The 17,866-nt window shown below is 42.0% G+C and carries 19 protein-coding genes; 11 read left to right on the top strand and 8 right to left on the bottom strand.

What is annotated here, in order from left to right:
* Positions 1-177 precede the first annotated feature (177 nt).
* The 3 genes from AB4298_RS09435 to AB4298_RS09425 all read left to right on the top strand — a co-directional run bounded on the left by AB4298_RS09435 (position 178) and on the right by AB4298_RS09425 (position 4,066).
* Positions 178-1,809, top strand: coding sequence for an ABC transporter permease (locus tag AB4298_RS09435; RefSeq protein ID WP_371986461.1), 1,632 nt, complete (start codon positions 178-180; stop codon positions 1,807-1,809).
* Position 1,810: 1 nt separating this feature from the next.
* Positions 1,811-2,839 (top strand): ABC transporter ATP-binding protein, encoded by a 1,029-nt coding sequence (locus AB4298_RS09430; RefSeq protein ID WP_371986460.1) that lies wholly within the window; start codon positions 1,811-1,813, stop codon positions 2,837-2,839.
* A gap of 297 nt (positions 2,840-3,136) precedes the next feature.
* Positions 3,137-4,066 carry a Dyp-type peroxidase gene (locus AB4298_RS09425; RefSeq protein WP_371986458.1) on the top strand — a complete coding sequence of 310 codons (930 nt, stop codon included), beginning with the start codon at positions 3,137-3,139 and terminating at the stop codon, positions 4,064-4,066.
* 63 nt (positions 4,067-4,129) lie between these two features.
* On the opposite strand, the gene AB4298_RS09420 is transcribed toward AB4298_RS09425, so the two are convergent.
* Both AB4298_RS09420 and argR read right to left on the bottom strand, forming a co-directional pair.
* Complete coding sequence (locus tag AB4298_RS09420) at positions 4,130-4,603, bottom strand: cupin domain-containing protein (RefSeq protein WP_371986457.1); 474 nt, start codon at positions 4,601-4,603, stop codon at positions 4,130-4,132.
* Between the two features lie 496 nt (positions 4,604-5,099).
* On the bottom strand, positions 5,100-5,570 hold the full coding sequence (argR, locus tag AB4298_RS09415; protein ID WP_248997726.1) for a transcriptional regulator ArgR: 471 nt from the start codon (positions 5,568-5,570) through the stop codon (positions 5,100-5,102).
* Between the two features lie 350 nt (positions 5,571-5,920).
* On the opposite strand from argR, the gene mdh reads away from it, so the two are divergent.
* Positions 5,921-6,856, top strand: coding sequence for a malate dehydrogenase (gene mdh / locus AB4298_RS09410; RefSeq protein ID WP_371986456.1), 936 nt, complete (start codon positions 5,921-5,923; stop codon positions 6,854-6,856).
* 78 nt (positions 6,857-6,934) lie between these two features.
* Here the strand turns inward: mdh and ispB are convergent, their stop codons facing one another.
* Positions 6,935-7,906 (bottom strand): octaprenyl diphosphate synthase, encoded by a 972-nt coding sequence (gene ispB / locus AB4298_RS09405; protein ID WP_248997724.1) that lies wholly within the window; start codon positions 7,904-7,906, stop codon positions 6,935-6,937.
* Between the two features lie 283 nt (positions 7,907-8,189).
* Here ispB and rplU point away from each other — a divergent pair, with 283 nt between their 5' ends.
* The 7 genes from rplU to AB4298_RS09370 all read left to right on the top strand — a co-directional run bounded on the left by rplU (position 8,190) and on the right by AB4298_RS09370 (position 12,409).
* Positions 8,190-8,501 (top strand): 50S ribosomal protein L21, encoded by a 312-nt coding sequence (rplU, locus tag AB4298_RS09400; RefSeq protein WP_012154113.1) that lies wholly within the window; start codon positions 8,190-8,192, stop codon positions 8,499-8,501.
* 15 nt (positions 8,502-8,516) lie between these two features.
* Entirely contained in the window at positions 8,517-8,771 is a 255-nt protein-coding gene (rpmA, locus tag AB4298_RS09395; RefSeq protein WP_012154114.1) for a 50S ribosomal protein L27, read from the top strand.
* 137 nt (positions 8,772-8,908) lie between these two features.
* A complete protein-coding gene (gene cgtA, locus AB4298_RS09390) occupies positions 8,909-10,072 on the top strand; it encodes an Obg family GTPase CgtA (protein WP_248997723.1) in 1,164 nt (387 codons plus the stop codon).
* A gap of 29 nt (positions 10,073-10,101) precedes the next feature.
* Positions 10,102-10,863, top strand: coding sequence for a threonine/serine exporter family protein (locus AB4298_RS09385; RefSeq protein ID WP_371986455.1), 762 nt, complete (start codon positions 10,102-10,104; stop codon positions 10,861-10,863).
* Positions 10,860-11,333, top strand: coding sequence for a threonine/serine exporter family protein (locus tag AB4298_RS09380; protein WP_248997721.1), 474 nt, complete (start codon positions 10,860-10,862; stop codon positions 11,331-11,333). Before AB4298_RS09385 ends, AB4298_RS09380 begins: the two co-directional genes overlap by 4 nt.
* Positions 11,334-11,430: 97 nt before the next feature.
* Positions 11,431-11,913 (top strand): type 3 dihydrofolate reductase, encoded by a 483-nt coding sequence (gene folA / locus AB4298_RS09375; protein WP_371986453.1) that lies wholly within the window; start codon positions 11,431-11,433, stop codon positions 11,911-11,913.
* Positions 11,914-12,013: 100 nt separating this feature from the next.
* Complete coding sequence (locus AB4298_RS09370; RefSeq protein ID WP_248997719.1) at positions 12,014-12,409, top strand: DUF3718 domain-containing protein; 396 nt, start codon at positions 12,014-12,016, stop codon at positions 12,407-12,409.
* A gap of 143 nt (positions 12,410-12,552) precedes the next feature.
* On the opposite strand, the gene AB4298_RS09365 is transcribed toward AB4298_RS09370, so the two are convergent.
* The 5 genes from AB4298_RS09365 to pdxA all read right to left on the bottom strand — a co-directional run bounded on the left by AB4298_RS09365 (position 12,553) and on the right by pdxA (position 17,864).
* Positions 12,553-14,574 carry a methyl-accepting chemotaxis protein gene (locus AB4298_RS09365; RefSeq protein ID WP_371986452.1) on the bottom strand — a complete coding sequence of 674 codons (2,022 nt, stop codon included), beginning with the start codon at positions 14,572-14,574 and terminating at the stop codon, positions 12,553-12,555.
* A gap of 98 nt (positions 14,575-14,672) precedes the next feature.
* Complete coding sequence (locus AB4298_RS09360) at positions 14,673-15,506, bottom strand: symmetrical bis(5'-nucleosyl)-tetraphosphatase (RefSeq protein WP_371986451.1); 834 nt, start codon at positions 15,504-15,506, stop codon at positions 14,673-14,675.
* 18 nt (positions 15,507-15,524) lie between these two features.
* Positions 15,525-15,905 (bottom strand): Co2+/Mg2+ efflux facilitator ApaG/CorD, encoded by a 381-nt coding sequence (gene apaG / locus AB4298_RS09355; RefSeq protein WP_248997716.1) that lies wholly within the window; start codon positions 15,903-15,905, stop codon positions 15,525-15,527.
* Positions 15,906-16,060: 155 nt separating this feature from the next.
* Positions 16,061-16,864 (bottom strand): 16S rRNA (adenine(1518)-N(6)/adenine(1519)-N(6))-dimethyltransferase RsmA, encoded by an 804-nt coding sequence (gene rsmA, locus AB4298_RS09350; RefSeq protein ID WP_248997715.1) that lies wholly within the window; start codon positions 16,862-16,864, stop codon positions 16,061-16,063.
* A 16-nt stretch (positions 16,865-16,880) separates the two neighbouring features.
* Positions 16,881-17,864, bottom strand: a complete 984-nt coding sequence (pdxA, locus tag AB4298_RS09345) for a 4-hydroxythreonine-4-phosphate dehydrogenase PdxA (RefSeq protein ID WP_248997714.1) — start codon at positions 17,862-17,864, stop codon at positions 16,881-16,883.
* Between the last annotated feature and the right edge of the window lie 2 nt (positions 17,865-17,866).

Below are 17,866 nucleotides of genomic sequence, written 5' to 3'. Positions count from 1 at the left end.
AAGTTGTTTAAGGTTGAGCTAACACGTTAGGCGTAGACTACGCCAAACTGGCTATAAGCTAGTAATATGTGGGCGCCAATGAAACACCTCATTGAACCTATCTTATGCTGATGGCAATAAGATAGGTTTTCTTGTTTCTAACAACGCATTGTTTCGTTTACTTAGGTAGTTAAAATTATGGTTTTAGGCTTAGCCAAGGGCTGGTCTGTCACGAGCTACACCTTGGCATTGTTAATTATAATGCCACTTATCGCACTCATTGGTCAGGCACTTATGCCTGACGAATCTGTGTTTCCCCACCTTTTTAATACCGTGTTGCCTACCTATATTAGTAACAGCTTATGGCTGATGTTTTGGGTGGTGCTAGGCTCGTTAATTATCGCTATCCCTGCCGCTTGGCTGGTGGCTAAATGTGATTTTCCCGGTAGACGTATTTTTCAATGGGCTTTATTACTTCCATTAGCGATGCCTGCTTATGTTGTCGCTTATGTGTATACCGACTTGCTTGATTATGCTGGTCCTATTCAACGAAGCTTACGGGCTTTTTTTGCTTGGCAATCGCCGCAAGATTATCATTTTCCTGAAGTTCGCTCGCTGGGCGGCGCTGCTATTATGTTAGCGTTAGTGTTATTTCCCTATATCTACCTACTGGCAAGAACCGCCTTTATGGAGCAATCAGCCAGTTTAAGCCAAGCGACTCGAGTGATGGGCTGTGGGCCTTGGAAAAGCTTTTGGCGTTTAAGCCTCCCTATGGCTCGGCCCGCATTTGCTGTCGGCGCGGCGTTAGTTGCTATGGAAACTGCAGCAGACTTTGCTACCGTTAGCTATTTTGCAGTGCCTACGTTAACCACGGCTGTATACGATACTTGGTTTGAATACGGCAGTTTGACGGCAGCAGCTAAGTTATCAACCATAATGTTGTTGGTGATTTTTGCCATGGTGGGTTTTGAGCGATTTGCCCGTCGCAAACAAAAGCTATTTCAAAAACAATCAACTCCCGGTGAGTTGGATATTTACCCTTTGAAAGGTGCCAAAGCTATGGTGGCTCTGGGTTATTGCAGTATCTTGCTGGTGTTGGCGTTTTTACTGCCTTTCATCATTTTATTGCAATACGCTTATGGCTATTTCGCTGAAAGCTGGAATGATGAGTTTTTTGAATACAGTTTTAATAGTTTGTGGATAGCCATGGTGGCGAGTGTTGTTTGTGTTGCTATCGGTATTTTGCTGATGTTTATTCGCCGAATTAGCCCGCGGCGAGCAGATATTTTGCCTTCACGGTTAGCTTCAACGGGGTACGCATTACCTGGTACTGTGCTAGCGATAGGTATATTAGTGCCTTTTACCGTAATTGATTTCGCGATTGACGACATAGCCGTGTACTTTGGTGTTCAGGGACCCGGTTTAATCTTTACTGGAAGTAGTTTTATTATAGTGTGCGCATTTTGCATTCGCTTTGCGGCAATAGCCATCGGCAGTATCGAAAATAGTTATAAACGCATTTCGCCATCGCTTGATATGGCTGGCATAACCATGGGGTTAAAGCCGATGAATTTGTTGCGTTTAGTGCATATTCCACTGCTTCGAAAAGGTATTTTTGCTGGGTTATTGTTGGTCTTCATCGAATGCATGAAAGAGTTACCCGCAGCATTATTACTCAGGCCTATAGGCTTTGAAAATTTAGCGACTTATGTATATCAGTTTGTATCGGATGAGCAACTTGAGCACGGGGCGTTAGCAGCAATTGTTATTGTGCTAGTTGGCCTAATTCCGCTTATCTATCTGAATCGTTCCTTGGAGCAAGATAATTAATATGGCGACATTAGCAATACAACAAGTGTTTAGTGATTACCAAGGGCAAGTGATTTTAAAAGGCTTAGATCTTACTGTTGAAAAAGGCGAAATCGTGGCACTGCTAGGCCCAAGTGGCTGTGGTAAAACAACTTTATTACGGGCTATTGCCGGTTTACAGGCTATCAGCCAAGGCTCAATTACTATCAATAATAGAGTGGTTGCCGATAAGCATCAGTTTATTGCCAGTGAGAAGCGTGGTGTCGGGATGATCTTTCAAGATTATGCGTTATTTCCGCATCTTACTGTTGCCGAAAATATTTTATTTGGCGTCCAAACTCGTAATAAACAGCTACGTAAAGCTCGATTAGAAGAGATGCTTGCCCTTGTTAAGCTAGAGGGGTTAGCTAAGCGTTATCCTCATGAGTTATCAGGCGGTCAGCAGCAAAGGGTATCGATTGCCAGAGCTTTGGCCTATGAGCCTGAAGTGCTGTTGCTCGATGAGCCATTTTCGAATATCGATGCCAAAGTGCGCCGAGAAATGATGCTAGAGATCCGTGATATTCTTAAAAAGCACAATGTCAGTGCAGTGTTTGTAACTCACAGTAAAGATGAAGCGTTTGTATTTGCTGATAAACTGGCGTTATTTAATGAAGGGCGAATAGTGCAATGTGGCGATGCAGAGAGCCTTTATGCTACACCGTCTGATAAGTACGTGGCGGACTTTCTTGGTACTGGCAACTATTTAAAAGCCCGCGTTGTAGACAGCAACCATGTAGAAACCTCGATCGGACTTATTGCGAGCAAGCAGGCGTTGTCATTAAGCATAGGCACAGACACAGAGATCTTATTAAGACCACAACATCTGCATTTAGCGAGTGAAGATAGCGGAGCCGGTGAGGTGCTTGAACGTCGTTTTTTGGGCAATGTTTGTCAATATAAGATTAAGGTAGCTGAAAGCACATTAGAGGTTCACAGCACTAACCTTGATTTTGTACAAGGGCAGCGGGTAGCGATAACTTATCAAAATCAAAATCTAGTTTTGTTCTAGTGAAAGTGTAAAACGAAGGTTTTGTTTAAGTTTAGGTTTAGCTAAAGGGTATAAACTAGCCAAAAGGCGGCAGGCTTTAACTAATGACGACAGCTTCAAAGGTGTTATTTGCTAGCGAATATACCTGATGCGGCAAATATTGTGAGATGTAACGCAATTTGTTCGTGATCTAAACCTGCGCGATAACCAACATTTCTGTTTTAATTCTAGTTATTGTGCGTCAGTTAATGATATTAATGACTAAAGTTGTACATAATGTTGCCGAAATTAAATTCAGCAAAAGGGTTACTTATAATAATGGATAGTCAGGTTATGCCGCGTGAACAGCTTGGAGTATGTGCAGAAGGGAACTTGCACAGTGTCTATTTAATGTTTAATGCTAACGACAATGTTGAGTCTGATATGCGCCCTTGTGTGGCGAACGTTGCTCAGTATATTTATGAGTTGGCTGATCAATATTCTGATAGTGCATTTAATGGTTTTGTTGCCATTGGCGCAAACTATTGGGACACTTTATATCCTAGTGCTCGACCTGAGCAGCTAAAGCCTTTTCCTGCGATGAATCGCGATAACCGAGATGCACCGGCTATCGAGTATGATCTGTTTGTACACATCCGTTGTGACCGTTTTGATATTCTGCATTTGGTAGCAAACGAAGTTAACCAAATGTTTGAAGGCCTAGTTGAGCTAGTTGATGAAGAACGCGGCTTTAGATTTATGGATGCCCGTGACTTAACAGGTTTTGTCGATGGCACTGAGAACCCTAAAGGTCGTAGTCGTCAAGAAGTGGCATTAATCGGCGAAGAAGATAGCCGTTTTAAAGGTGGCAGTTATATTCATGTGCAAAAGTTTGCTCATAATCTGAGTAAGTGGAATCGCTTACCGGTTAAGAAACAAGAAGATGTTATTGGCCGAACTAAAGCTGACAATATTGAATATGCCTCAGCAGATAAGCCGCTGACTAGCCATATTAAGCGCGTTAATTTAAAAGATAGCGACGGTAAGTCTATGGAGATTTTAAGGCAGAGTATGCCTTACGGATCAGTTAAAGAGCAGGGATTGATGTTTATTTCAATCTGTCACAATTCAGTGAACTTTGAAAAAATGCTTGAAAGTATGGTGCACGGCGACGGTGAAGGTAACCATGATCATTTAATGCACTTTACACAAGCGTTAACCGGCTCTTCATTCTTTGCGCCGTCTTTAGATTTTATGATCACCGCTTAATTCAATTGAGTTAAACTAAAAAACGCACCTAGAGTGCGTTTTTTTATAGCTTTGAAAGAGTCATTACTGGTTTTCTACGCCATCTTTATCCCAGTAGTTAGTTGGGCGTTTGGCATAAACTTCATTGACTGATTTTACCAGAACCTTGTTATTTTCTGGGTACACAACAACATCGTGTATGTCTCTATTACCTACTACAAGGAATACGAAATCTTGCTCACTATGATTGACTAGATTATGTGAGATCCCTGTATCAGCATTGAAACAAATATACTCTCCTTGGCTAAAAGGGTGAGCTTCACCATCGATGTAAAGAGTCGCTTCACCATGCATAGCATAGATATGCTCTTCTTCTTTAGTATGGTAATGGGCAACAGATGAAGACTTACCTGGTGCTAAGCGCTCCATAGTAACGCCAATTTTTTCACCACCTGCAGTGTCACCTATATGTTTTTGTTCGCTGGCATATCGCTCTTCGTGCTGCCAAGATTCCCAGCATATATCATTGATATTTATTATTTTGCTTTTGTTCATCATCCACCCTCGACTCACAATACTGTGCTTCAAGGTTATCACTATTGCGGCTTAAGAAAAAAGATCCTATGCAATATATTGTATAAAGATTGTTTTGAGTAAGATGGCTACAGAACAATTTTAGCGTCTTAAACCTGTTTGGCGGCGGCGAAGAGTTTGCTTTCGTTCTAGGCAAGTGGGTAGTTAATCTGTCTGAATTAGCATGTAGAAGCTAATGGAGCTTCAAGAGTCATCACTGGTAGTAAGACTTTGTATATGGACGAGATATTAATCAATAGAAGTTAACTGTTTATAGTTGGTAACTCATTAATTGTGCGGCATTTATTCTTTAGTCGTGCGACTTTCACTGACATTGTGACTATTGGTGATTATAAATCAAATGCTCCTGATTACTCGGACTTCGTCTTGATTTAACTGGATAGATAACAACTAAAACAAAAATGCCGTGCTGAATGAGCGCGGCATTTGTAAGCTAAACCCACAATCGAGTCATTGTACTTTAGTCAGCGTAATTAAATAGTGACTTAACCGTTTCTAGAGTGTCTTCAACGTTGTGAATGCTTGAAGGGCAGATGAAAATAGTATCATCTCCAGCAATAGTTCCTAAAATACCTTCTGGTTTGCCTATTGAATCAAGTAAGCGAGCAATAAGCTGTGCTGCACCGGGGCTTGTTCTGACGACAATCATGGCTTGGTTGTGATCAACATCGAGTACTAAATTCTTTAATGGGCTCCCAGCTGTTGGGACGCCTAATTCAGCAGGTAAGCAATAAACCATCTCTTGCTTAGCATTACGGGTTCTTACGGCTCCGAACTTGCTTAGCATACGCGAGACTTTAGATTGGTTTATGTTGCTAAAACCCTCTGCTTGTAGGGCGATAACAATTTCGCTTTGAGAGCCAAATCGCTCTTCTTTCAAAATAGATTTGAAGGTTCTAACTAAATCATCTTGGTTTTTACTTGCTTGCATATTTTATTATTCTTTATTCAATAAGATCTGCTTCATGATGATTATTTTCGCTTTTTTTGTCAAATATTATTCGTTTTTCTGAATAAAAATTCATTGAAAAGTCTTGTTTGGGGCTGTGGTGTATATAAGTTAGAATGATTGTTCTAATTTTTTAACTGCTAAACTACAGGTCAAAATGGGCTGCAGGTCTTATAGCCACTCGGTTTTACAATTTCCATTTTATATTAGGGTTCTAGATTATATTGAACACGACTAAGGGATAATTGAAATTTAATTGTGAATCCAGTACTGTTGCGGCATTGGAAAAACAGATCTAAATCACAAAAATCCGAGAATTGACGGAGATAATTATGAAAGTTGCTGTACTTGGAGCTGCTGGTGGCATTGGCCAGGCGCTTGCCCTACTGTTAAAAACTCAATTACCTGCGGGTTCTAAATTGTCGCTATACGATATCGCACCAGTTACACCTGGCGTAGCGGTAGACCTTAGCCACATCCCAACGGCAGTTGAAGTGAAAGGTTTTGCTGGTGAAGATCCTACTGCTGCACTAGAAGGTGCTGATGTTGTGCTTATCTCTGCAGGTGTTGCGCGTAAACCTGGCATGGACCGCTCAGATCTATTTAATATTAATGCTGGTATCGTACGTAACCTTGTTGAAAAGTGTGCTGCGACTAGCCCTAAGGCACTGATCGGTATTATTACGAACCCTGTAAACACAACGGTAGCGATTGCTGCTGAAGTGCTTAAAAAAGCAGGTGTTTATGACAAAAACCGTTTATTCGGTGTCACGACTCTTGATGTGATTCGTTCTGAAACCTTTGTTGCTGAAGCTAAAGGTTTGAACGTTGCTGATGTTAAAGTACCTGTTATTGGTGGTCACAGCGGTGTGACTATCTTGCCGCTACTTTCTCAAGTCGAAGGCGTAAGCTTTACTGACGCAGAAGTTGCTGCATTGACGACTCGTATCCAGAATGCGGGGACAGAAGTTGTTGAAGCTAAAGCCGGTGGCGGTAGCGCGACTCTATCTATGGGGCAAGCTGCATGTCGTTTTGGTCTGTCTTTGGTTCGTGGCTTGCAAGGTGAAGCAAACGTTGTTGAGTGCGCTTACGTTGACGGTGGTAGTGAACATGCTGAATTCTTCGCACAACCTGTTGTACTAGGTAAAAATGGCGTAGAAGAAGTATTAGCTTACGGCGAAGTGAGTGCATTTGAAGCATCAGCTCGTGATGCAATGCTAGATACGCTTCAAGCTGATATCCAGCTAGGTATTGAATTCGTTAAGTAGTTAATGTTGAGTTGTGGTTAATTTGCCACAATTTAAAAGGGAGCCATTAGGCTCCCTTTTTTGATTTAATCTAGCAGATTAATTGCTACGTTGAGTCGCAATCTTCGCCAAAGAGATAAGTGCTGTTTTATAATCAGAATCAGGAATAATTGACAGGGCTGCAATGGCCTTTTCTGATTCTTCAATTGCACGTTGCTCTGTGTACTCTAATGCTCCGCAGTTTTTAAGAGCTGCAAGAATGACTTCTATATGCTCAGTGCCGTCACCTTTTTCGATGGCTTCGCGGATAAGCGCTTTTTCAGTATCGTTACCGTTTGCCATTGCAAAGATAAGTGGCAGGGTAGGCTTACCTTCTGCAAGGTCGTCGCCGATATTCTTACCAAGCTCTTCTGTTTCTGCAGTGTAGTCGAGGAGGTCATCGGTTAACTGGAAAGCTGTGCCCAAGTATTTACCATAATCAGCCAGTGCGGTCTGTACTTCGATAGGGCTGTCTGCAAGTAATCCTGCAAGACGTGTTGCCGCTTCAAATAGTTTAGCTGTCTTACAATAGATAACCCGCATATAGCTGTCTTCAGTGGTGTCAGGGTCGTTACAATTCATTAATTGTAGGACTTCACCTTCAGCGAGCACGTTGGTTGCGTCTGCAAGAATTTCCAAAACGTCTAAGCTGCGTAGTTCTGTCATCATTTGGAATGAACGGGTATATAAGAAGTCACCCACTAATACGCTTGCACTGTTACCAAACAATGCATTGGCGGTTTCTCTGCCTCTTCGCAACATTGATTCATCAACCACATCATCGTGTAAAAGTGACGCTGTATGAATAAATTCAATAATTGCTGCTAATTTAAGGTGAGAATCCCCTTTATAGTCAATGGCGCGTGCTGCTAGAATAGATAGCAGAGGTCGCAAGCGTTTACCGCCACCGTTGATAATGTAGAACCCAAGTTGATTAATTAGGGCAACATCTGATTCTAGTTGTTTATAGATCAGTTGATTGACAGCTTGCATATCGCTATCAGTCAATTGACGAATGGCGTTTAAATCCATAAGTAGGCTCTAGTTCTTTGTTGGCTGCAGATTAACATTGCAGCTCAATTAAGGCTTAAATGTTATAATAAATGGATTCTACCTAAATTTACGGTACAAGACAGTAGTTGTAAGTAATTGTGAGAGTTATTTGGGTCTTTTTTTATTCTATGTTAATTAAGACTTGTCAGCTGCCAGTTCTTAGCGTAAACTCCGCGACCATTGTCATTAAAGCTTTTATAGCACCCCTGCATCAAACTAATATGTTTTGAGCGGCGTGTTAGAATATCGGAGTAAAATAGCTATGTACGCTGTTTTTCAAAGTGGCGGCAAGCAACATCGCGTTGAAGCCGGCCATACAGTTCGTTTAGAGAAATTAGAAGTTGCTACAGGCGAAACTATCGAATTTGACCAAGTTCTTTTGGTTGCTGATGGTGAAACTGTACACGTAGGTGCACCTTTAGTTGAAGGTGGTAAGGTTGTTGCTGAAGTAATCAGCCACGGCCGTGCAGACAAGGTAACTATTGTTAAGTTCCGTCGTCGTAAGCACCACGATAAGAAAATGGGCCACCGTCAGTGGTTCACCGAAGTTAAAATTACAGCTATCAACGCTTAATTAGGAGAATAACTCATGGCACATAAAAAAGCTGGCGGTTCTACTCGTAACGGCCGCGATTCAGAAAGTAAACGTCTTGGTGTAAAGCGCTTCGGCGGTGAATCAGTTCTAGCTGGTAACATCATCGTTCGTCAACGTGGTACTAAATTCCACGCTGGTGTTAATGTTGGTATCGGTCGTGACCACACTTTATTCGCTCTTACCGATGGTAAAGTGAAGTTTGAAGTTAAAGGTCCACAGAACCGTAAGTTCATCAGCATCGAAGATTAATTTTTAGCTTAAGCTAATAATTAATATAAGCCCCGCCATTGGTGGGGCTTTGTTTTTTTTAAATTAAGTAAATTGTGTTTTGGCGACTAGAATCGTTAAGAGTATAATTCTTTCATTCTGTGGTGCCAGGAGTTGGTATGAAGTTTGTCGATGAAGCTATTATCCGTGTTGAAGCCGGAAATGGTGGCAGTGGTTGCGTTAGCTTTAGACGCGAAAAATATGTTCCGGATGGTGGTCCAGACGGTGGTGACGGTGGTGACGGCGGCAGTGTTTACCTGCAAGCTGATGAAAACCTAAATACACTGATCACTTTTCAGTTTGAACGCTTCCATATCGCCGAGCGCGGTAAGAATGGTCGCGGACGTGATTGTACTGGTCACGGCGGTGCAGATCTTATCCTTAAAGTACCAGTTGGTACTCGCGCTATCGATAACGATACTGAAGAGTCACTCGGTGACTTAACCACCCATGGGCAAAAATTGCTTGTGGCTAAAGGTGGTTTCCATGGTTTAGGTAATACACGCTTTAAGAGCAGTACTAACCGCGCGCCAAGACAGAAAACACTAGGTACAGACGGTGAAGTTCGTAGCCTTAAGCTAGAGCTATTGCTGCTTGCCGATGTTGGTTTGCTGGGCATGCCAAATGCTGGTAAATCAACCTTTATCCGTTCTGTTTCTAAGGCTAAGCCGAAGGTTGCTGATTATCCATTTACAACTTTGGTTCCTAACCTTGGTGTGGTTAACCCAAGACCTGGTCAGAGCTTTGTAATTGCAGATATTCCAGGACTTATCGAAGGGGCTGCAGACGGTGCAGGCTTAGGTGTTCAGTTCTTAAAGCATCTAGAACGTTGCCGCGTATTACTGCACATATTAGACGTTGAGCCTATCGATGGTAGCGATCCAGTGGAATCTGCACGTGCAATTGTTGGTGAGTTAGAGAAACACTCTCCAAAGCTTGCTGGTAAGCCGCGCTGGTTAGTGATCAACAAAGCTGATTTGATGCTGCAGGAAGAGCTACAAGAACGTATCGACCGCATTGTTAAAGAGTTAGAGTGGGAAGGTGACGTTTATACTATTTCTGCTTATAACCGCGAAGGTACAGCAGAGTTAGCCCTTAAGCTATTAGACTTCATCGATTCACTTCCTCCAGAAGAAGAAGTTGATGCTGATGCCGAAGTTGAGTTTAAGTGGGACAACTACCATCAAGATGCAAATGATTCCATTAACGAAGATTTTGACGATGATTTTGATGATGACTTCGATGAAGATGATTATGATGTAGAAATTATCTACCAAAGATAATTGTTTGCAAAAGAGGAAGTTGAGAAAAGGTGTACGCTACAACGCAAAATGACATTACTCGTCAAGTCGTTAGGGTTGCTCAACTTCTTTTAGCTTATGGCGCTGAATCCGAACTTATCGAAGAGATCACTCAGCGCCTAGGCCATGCCTTAGGCTTAGAAAGTGTCGAGATATCAATCTCGTCAAACTCATTAGTGTTAACCAGTCTTTCAGTCGGACGTTGTATTACAACTACCCGGCGTATCCGCGAACATGGCATTAATATGGCCGTAGTTTGCGAGCTACAACGTATTTGTCTTCTAACGGAAAAAGGCATTTATGGCTTAACCGAAGTTCGCAAACGTGTTGCACGCATACAACCAAAAACCTACCCCGCTAAATTTTTAGTACCTATGATAGGCCTATCCTGTGCTAGTTTTTGTCACCTATTTGGTGGCGATCTCATTGCCTGTTTGATAACTTTTGTCGCCTCTGCAGCGGGTATGTTTGTGCGTCTTTCTATTGCTAAGCGGCACTACAATTTATTGCTTAATTTTAGTGTTACAGCCTTTGTGACAACTTTAATCGCCCAGACCGGATACCAATTTGATTTAACTGAAACACCAAAATTGCCAATGGCTGCAAGTGTGTTGATGTTAGTCCCCGGCTTTCCGATGATTAACTCAATATCAGATATGGTTAAAGGCCACCTTAACGTGGGGATCTCGCGCTGGGGTCATGCGACGCTATTGACAGTTGCTTCTGTTATTGGCATCACGATAGCGATGCAAATAGGCGGTCTATTTTTATGATGTCGCTTATCTTCACCATGCTTAATGACGCAATATTTTCAGCGATACCAGCAATTGGTTTTGCTATGGTATTTAACGTCCCGCGTCGTTACTTGCCTTATTGTGCACTTGCTGCAGCTTTGGGGCATGGTAGTCGTACTATGTGGTTGAGCTTTGGGTTACCGATAGAGTGGGCGACTTTTTTAGCCGCTGCGCTCGTTGGTGTGGTAACTATTGCTTTTGCTAGAAAGCATCTTGCGCCGCCTTTGATGTACGCGGTTGCTGCTATTATCCCCATGATCCCTGGCACTTACGCATTTAATACCGTTATTGGTTTAGTGCAGTTAACGGCGCAGGCGGAAATGAGCCCTGAACTCATTTACGAAGTGGTGAGTAACGGTCTTAAAACTGTATTTATTTTAGGGGCATTATCTGTGGGGCTTGCTATGCCTAGCTTACTATATTTTCGCTCGCGTCCTGTCATAAAGTAGTAAGTTTCAGAGTGCTATTTGCAGATGATTAAACTGCCCAAATTTTGCAGTAGCGTCTGCCTTATTGAGCCAAATGATCACATAAAAGGAAGTTAAAATGAAAATAGCTATGATTGCCGCAATGGCGAATAACCGCGTTATTGGTAAAGATAATCAAATGCCATGGCACCTTCCTGAAGACCTACGCCACTTTAAAGCGATGACACTAGGAAAACCTGTGGTTATGGGGCGAAAGACCTATGAATCGATTGGGCGTCCACTACCAGGTCGACATAATATTGTGATTAGCCGTCAGGCAGATCTGTTGATTGACGGTGTGACTACCGTGACAAGTTTTGAGGCTGCCAAATTGGTTGCAGGTGCGTGCGAAGAACTTGTCGTGATAGGTGGTGGTCAGTTGTATCAAATGTTATTACCTCAGGCTAATATTTTATATCTCACTGAGATCGCGTTAGATGTAGAAGGCGATACTCATTTTCCTGAATGGAACGATGGAAGCTGGCTTGAAATATCTCGAGATGTAGCTAAAAACGATAAAGAAGTTGAATATAGCTTTATCAAATTGGTAAAAAAATGTTAAATTTGAAGGGTTGTTTAGTACCCTGTATAACGATAAAGATAGCCTACTCGATAGCGCTACTTTTCAAATAAATAAAAACTAAAAAAATAAGGAGTGACTGATGCGCTTGTTGCCTTTGAGCATCGCTGCACTAATCGTGGCATCTTCAATTTCCGTTTCATCTACTGCTACCGCAAATCAAGATCAATTAGCCGCTAACATTTGTAATTATGTTCAGGCAGATGATAAAAACCGTTTGCGTAAAAAACTAAAAGAAAGCCGTGTAAAGCTACGTAATATTTACAATGGTGTATCTTGTAATGGTGATAGCCTGCTTAGAACTGCGCTTAAAAGTGGCTCTAATAAAGTAGGAACTTTTGTGGCTAAACGCCTACCTGCATCGGAGTTAGGTTCTGCTGAAGCCGATGGACAGACGATTGTTGCTTGGGCCGAGAGTAATGGCCATAGTGGCAGTGAAATAACCACGGCGATTAAGTCGCGTATTGCTGGCGGTTAATTGTATATATAAAAAATACCGGGTTTATCCCGGTATTTTTATGCCTGTCGATTACAGCTTGGTTTAATCATTCTAGTTACAGACAGTAAAAAAGGTGCATTTAGCACCTTTTTCTTTTACTACTTAACTCTAATAAGTATTGGTTATACCTTGAACTCTTTAACTGAGGCTTGTAGTTCTTCTGCTAGCTGAGCAACCTGATGGCTCGACTGTGCTGTTTGATCTGCGCCAGTTGAAGTCTCCTCTGAAATAGCTGCAATGTGTTCAAGCTTTTCAGATACTTGTTGGCTTACTAAATTTTGCTCTTGAGCAGCATGAGCAATATGAGTTCCTGAGTCGTGAGCGCGATGTACTGCGTCACTAATACTTTCAAGTGCATTGTTAGCTTGCTCTGTTTTATCCACGCAAGAGTTAGCCTGAGTGCGTCCTAAGTCCATAACTGCTACAGCTTCTTGAGTACCTTGTTGTAGGACTTCAATCATCTGTTGGATCTCTTGAGTTGAGTCTTGTGTTCTTGATGCAAGGCTTCTGACTTCGTCAGCGACTACGGCAAAACCTCGGCCTTGCTCGCCTGCGCGCGCAGCTTCAATCGCAGCATTTAGCGCTAGTAAGTTTGTTTGCTCCGCGATACCGCGAATAACATCAAGAATTGAGCCGATTGATGCGCTGTCAGCGTGGACCTTATTAATCACTACGCTCGCTTTAGATACTTCATCTGCTAGGGCTAAAATAGTACGCTTGTTTTCGTCGGCGATTAAGCGCATATGCTGACTTTCATCATCTGCAGCTTTAATCTGGCTTAATGCATCATCTGCGCTAGCAGTGACTTGTTGCGCACTAGAGCTAAGCTGAGTTGTCGCTGTAGCAACCTGGTCTACTTGGCTTTTTTGCTCTTGAATGCCGACAGTGGTTTGCGCGGTAATTGCCGAGGTTTCTTCTGCAGCAGCAGCAAGCTGATCTGAACGCTCTAAAATACCTTGAATGAGACTGCGTAGACTATCGACGAGCTTATTGCAGTTAGCTGACAGTTTTGCAAATTCATCATGGCCGCTATCATCGAGTTTATGAGTTAAATCGCCAGAAGCTAATACGTTTAACGCGTGGTTTATTTTATCAAGAGAGCGAGTTAATGGGCGCACTACCGCTACGCTTACAACCACTGCAACGACAATTGCAATTAACATTAATAACAGGGTACGAACGCTAGCAGTATCGATATTGGTAATAGCGTCGCTGCTAATTGTATTCGAAACAGATTCGATGTTTGCTGTTAATGCTTTCATCTGCTTGTTGACATTACTGGCCGTCACTTCTACATCTGATAGTAAGGTTTGCGCGCGATTATTTAACGTTATCTCATTGCGCTTAAATGCGATTAATGAATTATCTCCATTTATCATATTGAAGACTTTACGAGCTTCGGCTTCTATCTCATTAATTTGATCTGCGTCTACGATATCTTCCCAGTTATGGATGACATAGTCTACTTTACTCTGGGCGTCGCTAACGATGTAATCGAGCTCTTTAGAAATGACGTCAAACTTTGCTTTGTCGGTGCTAGCTTTTAAATCAAAACTGGTACTAACAATACTACTGAAACTTAGCTCTAAATTGCTGGCTGTAGCAGCTATGCCTTGTTCGACTGGGTCATCACTCATTTCTAAGTCAATTAGGTCGAGTAATAAAGACGATGTATCGTCTGCTCCCATTTCAATATCATCATATTTAGCACTAATTTTTTTACTAGTCAGTAGCGCATTTTCATGGGTGACCATTAAGTCTTTGCTGGTGTTGGTAAATTGGGTGTAGTTACTTTCGAGTGTTTGGATTATTGAACTAAATTCGGCTTGCTTATTAAGCAGTGCACTCAGCTTTTTTAGCTCTGCACTAAATACTTTGCTGTTGGCTGTAAATTGAGCGTTTACTGCAGGCATTTCACTAGCATTCGGGCTGTAATATGCTCGTATAATTTGCTTCTCTTGCTGAGAAACGGTTTGTGACAGGAGTCCACTTGATTCTAAAGCTGGCAGGCTAAGTTCTTGTAGTACCTGAGTACTTGTTTTTAGTTGGCTATTGGTGAACCAAGACGCCGCTCCAAGTACCAGTAGTAGCAAGGTGACTACCGTAAATCCAGCTATCACCCTGGTGGCTACATTTAACTTCATAAGTGCTCCATTATTATTATTTTTAGTTAAGTCACAGCGTTAGTCTGACAGCTACTGATCTATGTATCGGCCAAATGTTATAATAGTTTAACTTTTTTCTAACTAGTTTTAACGTCTTTTAATTTGGGTTGAAGAATTTTTTGATCCGACTCTAGGTGCCATAAAGTCATATACTCCCCCCAGCAACAGCCAGTATCGAGAGCTAATCTATTGGCTACGTGAGTTTGTCCCATGATGGCTGCCCAGTGTCCAAAAACCACCCTATAGTTATCTGGTAATTTTGAGGTTTGACTAAACCAAGGTTGCAGATCTGCGTGGTTACAATCCTGTAGCGGTGATTTACAGTTAAAATTTAAGCGGCCATCTAGGGTTAAATAACGCATGCGGGTCAGGGCGTTTATACAATAAATCTGTTTTTCTAGTGGACTAAGTGCAAAACTGAATTGGTCAATATCATTACCATACATTTGGCTGATTAAATCTTGTAAATAATCTTTTGATTGCAATGCGTGGCTAACTAAATTTGCTTGTTGGCGCAGGGTTGTTAAGTCCCACTCTGGCGGAACGCCTGCGTGGGTCATAATGATATTTTTTTCTGGTAATTCCTGATACAAAGGCTGCAGCCGAAGCCAGTCGATAATATTCTCAATATCATTAGCGGCGAGAAGGGCACCTAAGTGGTCCTTTGGGTTAGCACGTTTCAGCTTACCGTGTATGGCCATTAGATGCAGGTCATGGTTACCTAATACGATTTTAGCGGAACCTGAAAGTGACTTGAAAAAACGTAACGTCTCTAGCGAGCCAGGGCCTCTAGCGACGAGATCGCCGACTGCCCATAAACAGTCTTTAGAAGGGTTAAAGTCTACTTTTTTAAGCAGTAAGGTGAGTTCTTCAAAGCAACCTTGTATATCACCTACAAAATAATTTGCCATTTTTGCCTGTATTTATAATTAATGAAGTAAACCTGGAATTGATAGACGAAAAGCTGAAATTGGTGCTTTGAATTCTGCACCTAGGTTATCGACCATAGTGTAGCTACCTTCCATTACTCCAAGCGGAGTATCTAATACGGTGCCGCTGGTATATTGGTAACTGCTATTGGGCTTTATTGTCGGTGTTTCCCCAACTACCCCTGCGCCATGGACTTCGCTTTTTCGGCCATTAGAGTCGGTAATACACCAATGACGACTTTTCAACGTGACATCGTCATATCCAAGGTTATGTATGGTAATAGTGTAGCTAAATAGATATTTATCTTCATCTGGGGAGGATTGTGTTTCTATATATTCTGTTTTTACGTCGACTCTGACAGATGGAACTGAATGGCTCATATAGACCTCTAGAAAGCTGAAGTTAATCTTATATTTAATGCTATGTGCGTACTTCATCTTAAAGGGAGTTTTCTTTAATTAATAGGTCATTATCTATTAAAAAGGTATAAAAAAAGGGCTGTTAATGCCCTTTTATTTGTTGGTAAAGAAGAAAGTTACTTTTTATCAAATACGTGGTTAGCCATAGCAACATATTGGTCGACGCGAATTTGCTCTGGTCGTAACGTTGGGTCAATACCAAGCGTTGCAAAGTCTTCATCTGATAACATTTGCTTAAGGTTATTTCTTAACGTTTTACGACGCATGTTAAATGCAGTCGTCGTTAAGTTTCTTAATAAGTCGACGTCTTTACATGGCCAAGGTTTAGTTTTGTATGGCACTAAACGTACAACGGCTGAATCAACCTTTGGTGGTGGTGTAAAGCACCCTGGCGGCACTTCAAGTACGGGCATAACTTGGCAATGGTATTGCGCCATTACGGTTAAGCGGCCGTATGCTTTAGTTCCTGGCGATGCAGACAGTCTTAATACCACTTCTTTTTGCAGCATGAAGTGCATGTTTTCAATATGCTGAGCAAACTCAAACAAGTGGAACATAAGCGGTGTAGAGATGTTGTATGGTAAATTACCAAATACTTTCATCTGCTTGTCTTCACGTACTAACTGATTGAAGTCGAACTTAAGCGCATCACCTTGGTGTATTTCTAACTTATCTTTCAATACAGGGTGCTGTTGTAAACGTTCAACCAGATCTTTATCTAGTTCAACTACTGTTAACTTATCAATGCCACTTGCTACAGGCTCGGTCAATGCCGCTAAACCAGGGCCAATCTCAACCATAACATGATCGTTATCTGGAGAAATTGCACCCACGATGCGATTAATCACATTTTCGTCGGTTAAGAAGTTTTGTCCAAAACGCTTTCTGGCCGTATGGCCTAAATGTACTTTATTGCTCATGAGGTAACTTTTATCACTAATTCTTTGCAGCCAAATCAATGGCTTTATTTAATGCGCAGACGAAACTGCCGATATCTGCAGTACCAGTGCCTGCAAGCTCTAGGGCCGTACCATGGTCGACCGACGTTCTTATATAGGGTAATCCTAGAGTGATATTGACTGAACTGCCAAACCCTCTAGATTTTAGTACTGGAAGCCCCTGATCGTGGTACATAGCAAGTACAACGTCAGCATCTTCTAAGTATTTTGGTTGGAATAGGGTATCTGCTGGCAATGGACCAACGATATCCATATCAAGCTCGCGTAGTTCATTTAGCGCAGGAATAATTGTATCTATTTCTTCTCTGCCAAGATGACCATCTTCACCAGCATGTGGATTTAAACCACAGACATAAATTCTCGGTGCTTCAATTGCAAACTTATCAACTAAATCTTTATGTAAGATTTTAATGATTTGATGTAGGCGATCGCGAGTAATAGCTTTTGATACATAAGCAAGCGGGATATGGGTGGTCACAAGTGCAACTTGAAGCCCTGGTGCCGCCAGCATCATAACAACATCCTGACAGTTTGCTTGGTTAGCAAAAAACTCTGTATGTCCGCTAAATGGAATGCCCGCTTCGTTAATAATACCTTTATGCACTGGTCCAGTTACGACGGCATCAAACTCTCCGCTCATATTTTTTTCACCAGCGAATCTTAGCGTTTCAACAACATAAGCACTATTGGCTTCGTTTAACTTGCCGCATATAGCTTCAGTTTCAAGAGCAAAGGGGACTATTGTTAGTGTGCCGGCTTCTTGCGCCTTGGCTGGTTGATTCGGCTGATATGGACGTAGCTGAATAGGTAAGCCAAGTTTCTTAGCGCGAGACTGTAATAGTTGTGGATCAGCACAAACAACTAGCTCAGCAGGCCAAGCCTGCTGAGCTAGTTGTATCACTAAATCGGGGCCGATCCCCGCCGGTTCACCCGGCGTGATGGCAATTCGTTTAGTCGACAATA

This window comes from Shewanella sp. 10N.261.52.F9 (genome assembly GCF_041471165.1).
Classification (GTDB): Bacteria; Pseudomonadota; Gammaproteobacteria; order Enterobacterales; family Shewanellaceae; genus Shewanella; species Shewanella marinintestina.
Note: the sequence above shows the minus strand (reverse complement) of the source record. Positions and strands in the feature narration are given on the sequence as shown.

Excerpts from the sequence above, each read along its gene's own strand:
- rplU (WP_012154113.1), top strand. The coding sequence starts at position 8,190 with ATGTACGCTGTTTTTCAAAGTGGCGGCAAGCAACATCGCGTTGAAGCC.
- AB4298_RS09380 (WP_248997721.1), top strand. The coding sequence starts at position 10,860 with ATGATGTCGCTTATCTTCACCATGCTTAATGACGCAATATTTTCAGCG.
- argR (WP_248997726.1), bottom strand. The coding sequence starts at position 5,570 with ATGCAAGCAAGTAAAAACCAAGATGATTTAGTTAGAACCTTCAAATCT.
- folA (WP_371986453.1), top strand. The coding sequence starts at position 11,431 with ATGAAAATAGCTATGATTGCCGCAATGGCGAATAACCGCGTTATTGGT.
- AB4298_RS09360 (WP_371986451.1), bottom strand. The coding sequence starts at position 15,506 with ATGGCAAATTATTTTGTAGGTGATATACAAGGTTGCTTTGAAGAACTC.
- ispB (WP_248997724.1), bottom strand. The coding sequence starts at position 7,906 with ATGGATTTAAACGCCATTCGTCAATTGACTGATAGCGATATGCAAGCT.
- AB4298_RS09435 (WP_371986461.1), top strand. The coding sequence starts at position 178 with ATGGTTTTAGGCTTAGCCAAGGGCTGGTCTGTCACGAGCTACACCTTG.
- apaG (WP_248997716.1), bottom strand. The coding sequence starts at position 15,905 with ATGAGCCATTCAGTTCCATCTGTCAGAGTCGACGTAAAAACAGAATAT.
- AB4298_RS09430 (WP_371986460.1), top strand. The coding sequence starts at position 1,811 with ATGGCGACATTAGCAATACAACAAGTGTTTAGTGATTACCAAGGGCAA.
- mdh (WP_371986456.1), top strand. The coding sequence starts at position 5,921 with ATGAAAGTTGCTGTACTTGGAGCTGCTGGTGGCATTGGCCAGGCGCTT.
- cgtA (WP_248997723.1), top strand. The coding sequence starts at position 8,909 with ATGAAGTTTGTCGATGAAGCTATTATCCGTGTTGAAGCCGGAAATGGT.
- AB4298_RS09370 (WP_248997719.1), top strand. The coding sequence starts at position 12,014 with ATGCGCTTGTTGCCTTTGAGCATCGCTGCACTAATCGTGGCATCTTCA.
- AB4298_RS09365 (WP_371986452.1), bottom strand. The coding sequence starts at position 14,574 with ATGAAGTTAAATGTAGCCACCAGGGTGATAGCTGGATTTACGGTAGTC.
- rpmA (WP_012154114.1), top strand. The coding sequence starts at position 8,517 with ATGGCACATAAAAAAGCTGGCGGTTCTACTCGTAACGGCCGCGATTCA.
- AB4298_RS09425 (WP_371986458.1), top strand. The coding sequence starts at position 3,137 with ATGGATAGTCAGGTTATGCCGCGTGAACAGCTTGGAGTATGTGCAGAA.
- rsmA (WP_248997715.1), bottom strand. The coding sequence starts at position 16,864 with ATGAGCAATAAAGTACATTTAGGCCATACGGCCAGAAAGCGTTTTGGA.
- AB4298_RS09420 (WP_371986457.1), bottom strand. The coding sequence starts at position 4,603 with ATGATGAACAAAAGCAAAATAATAAATATCAATGATATATGCTGGGAA.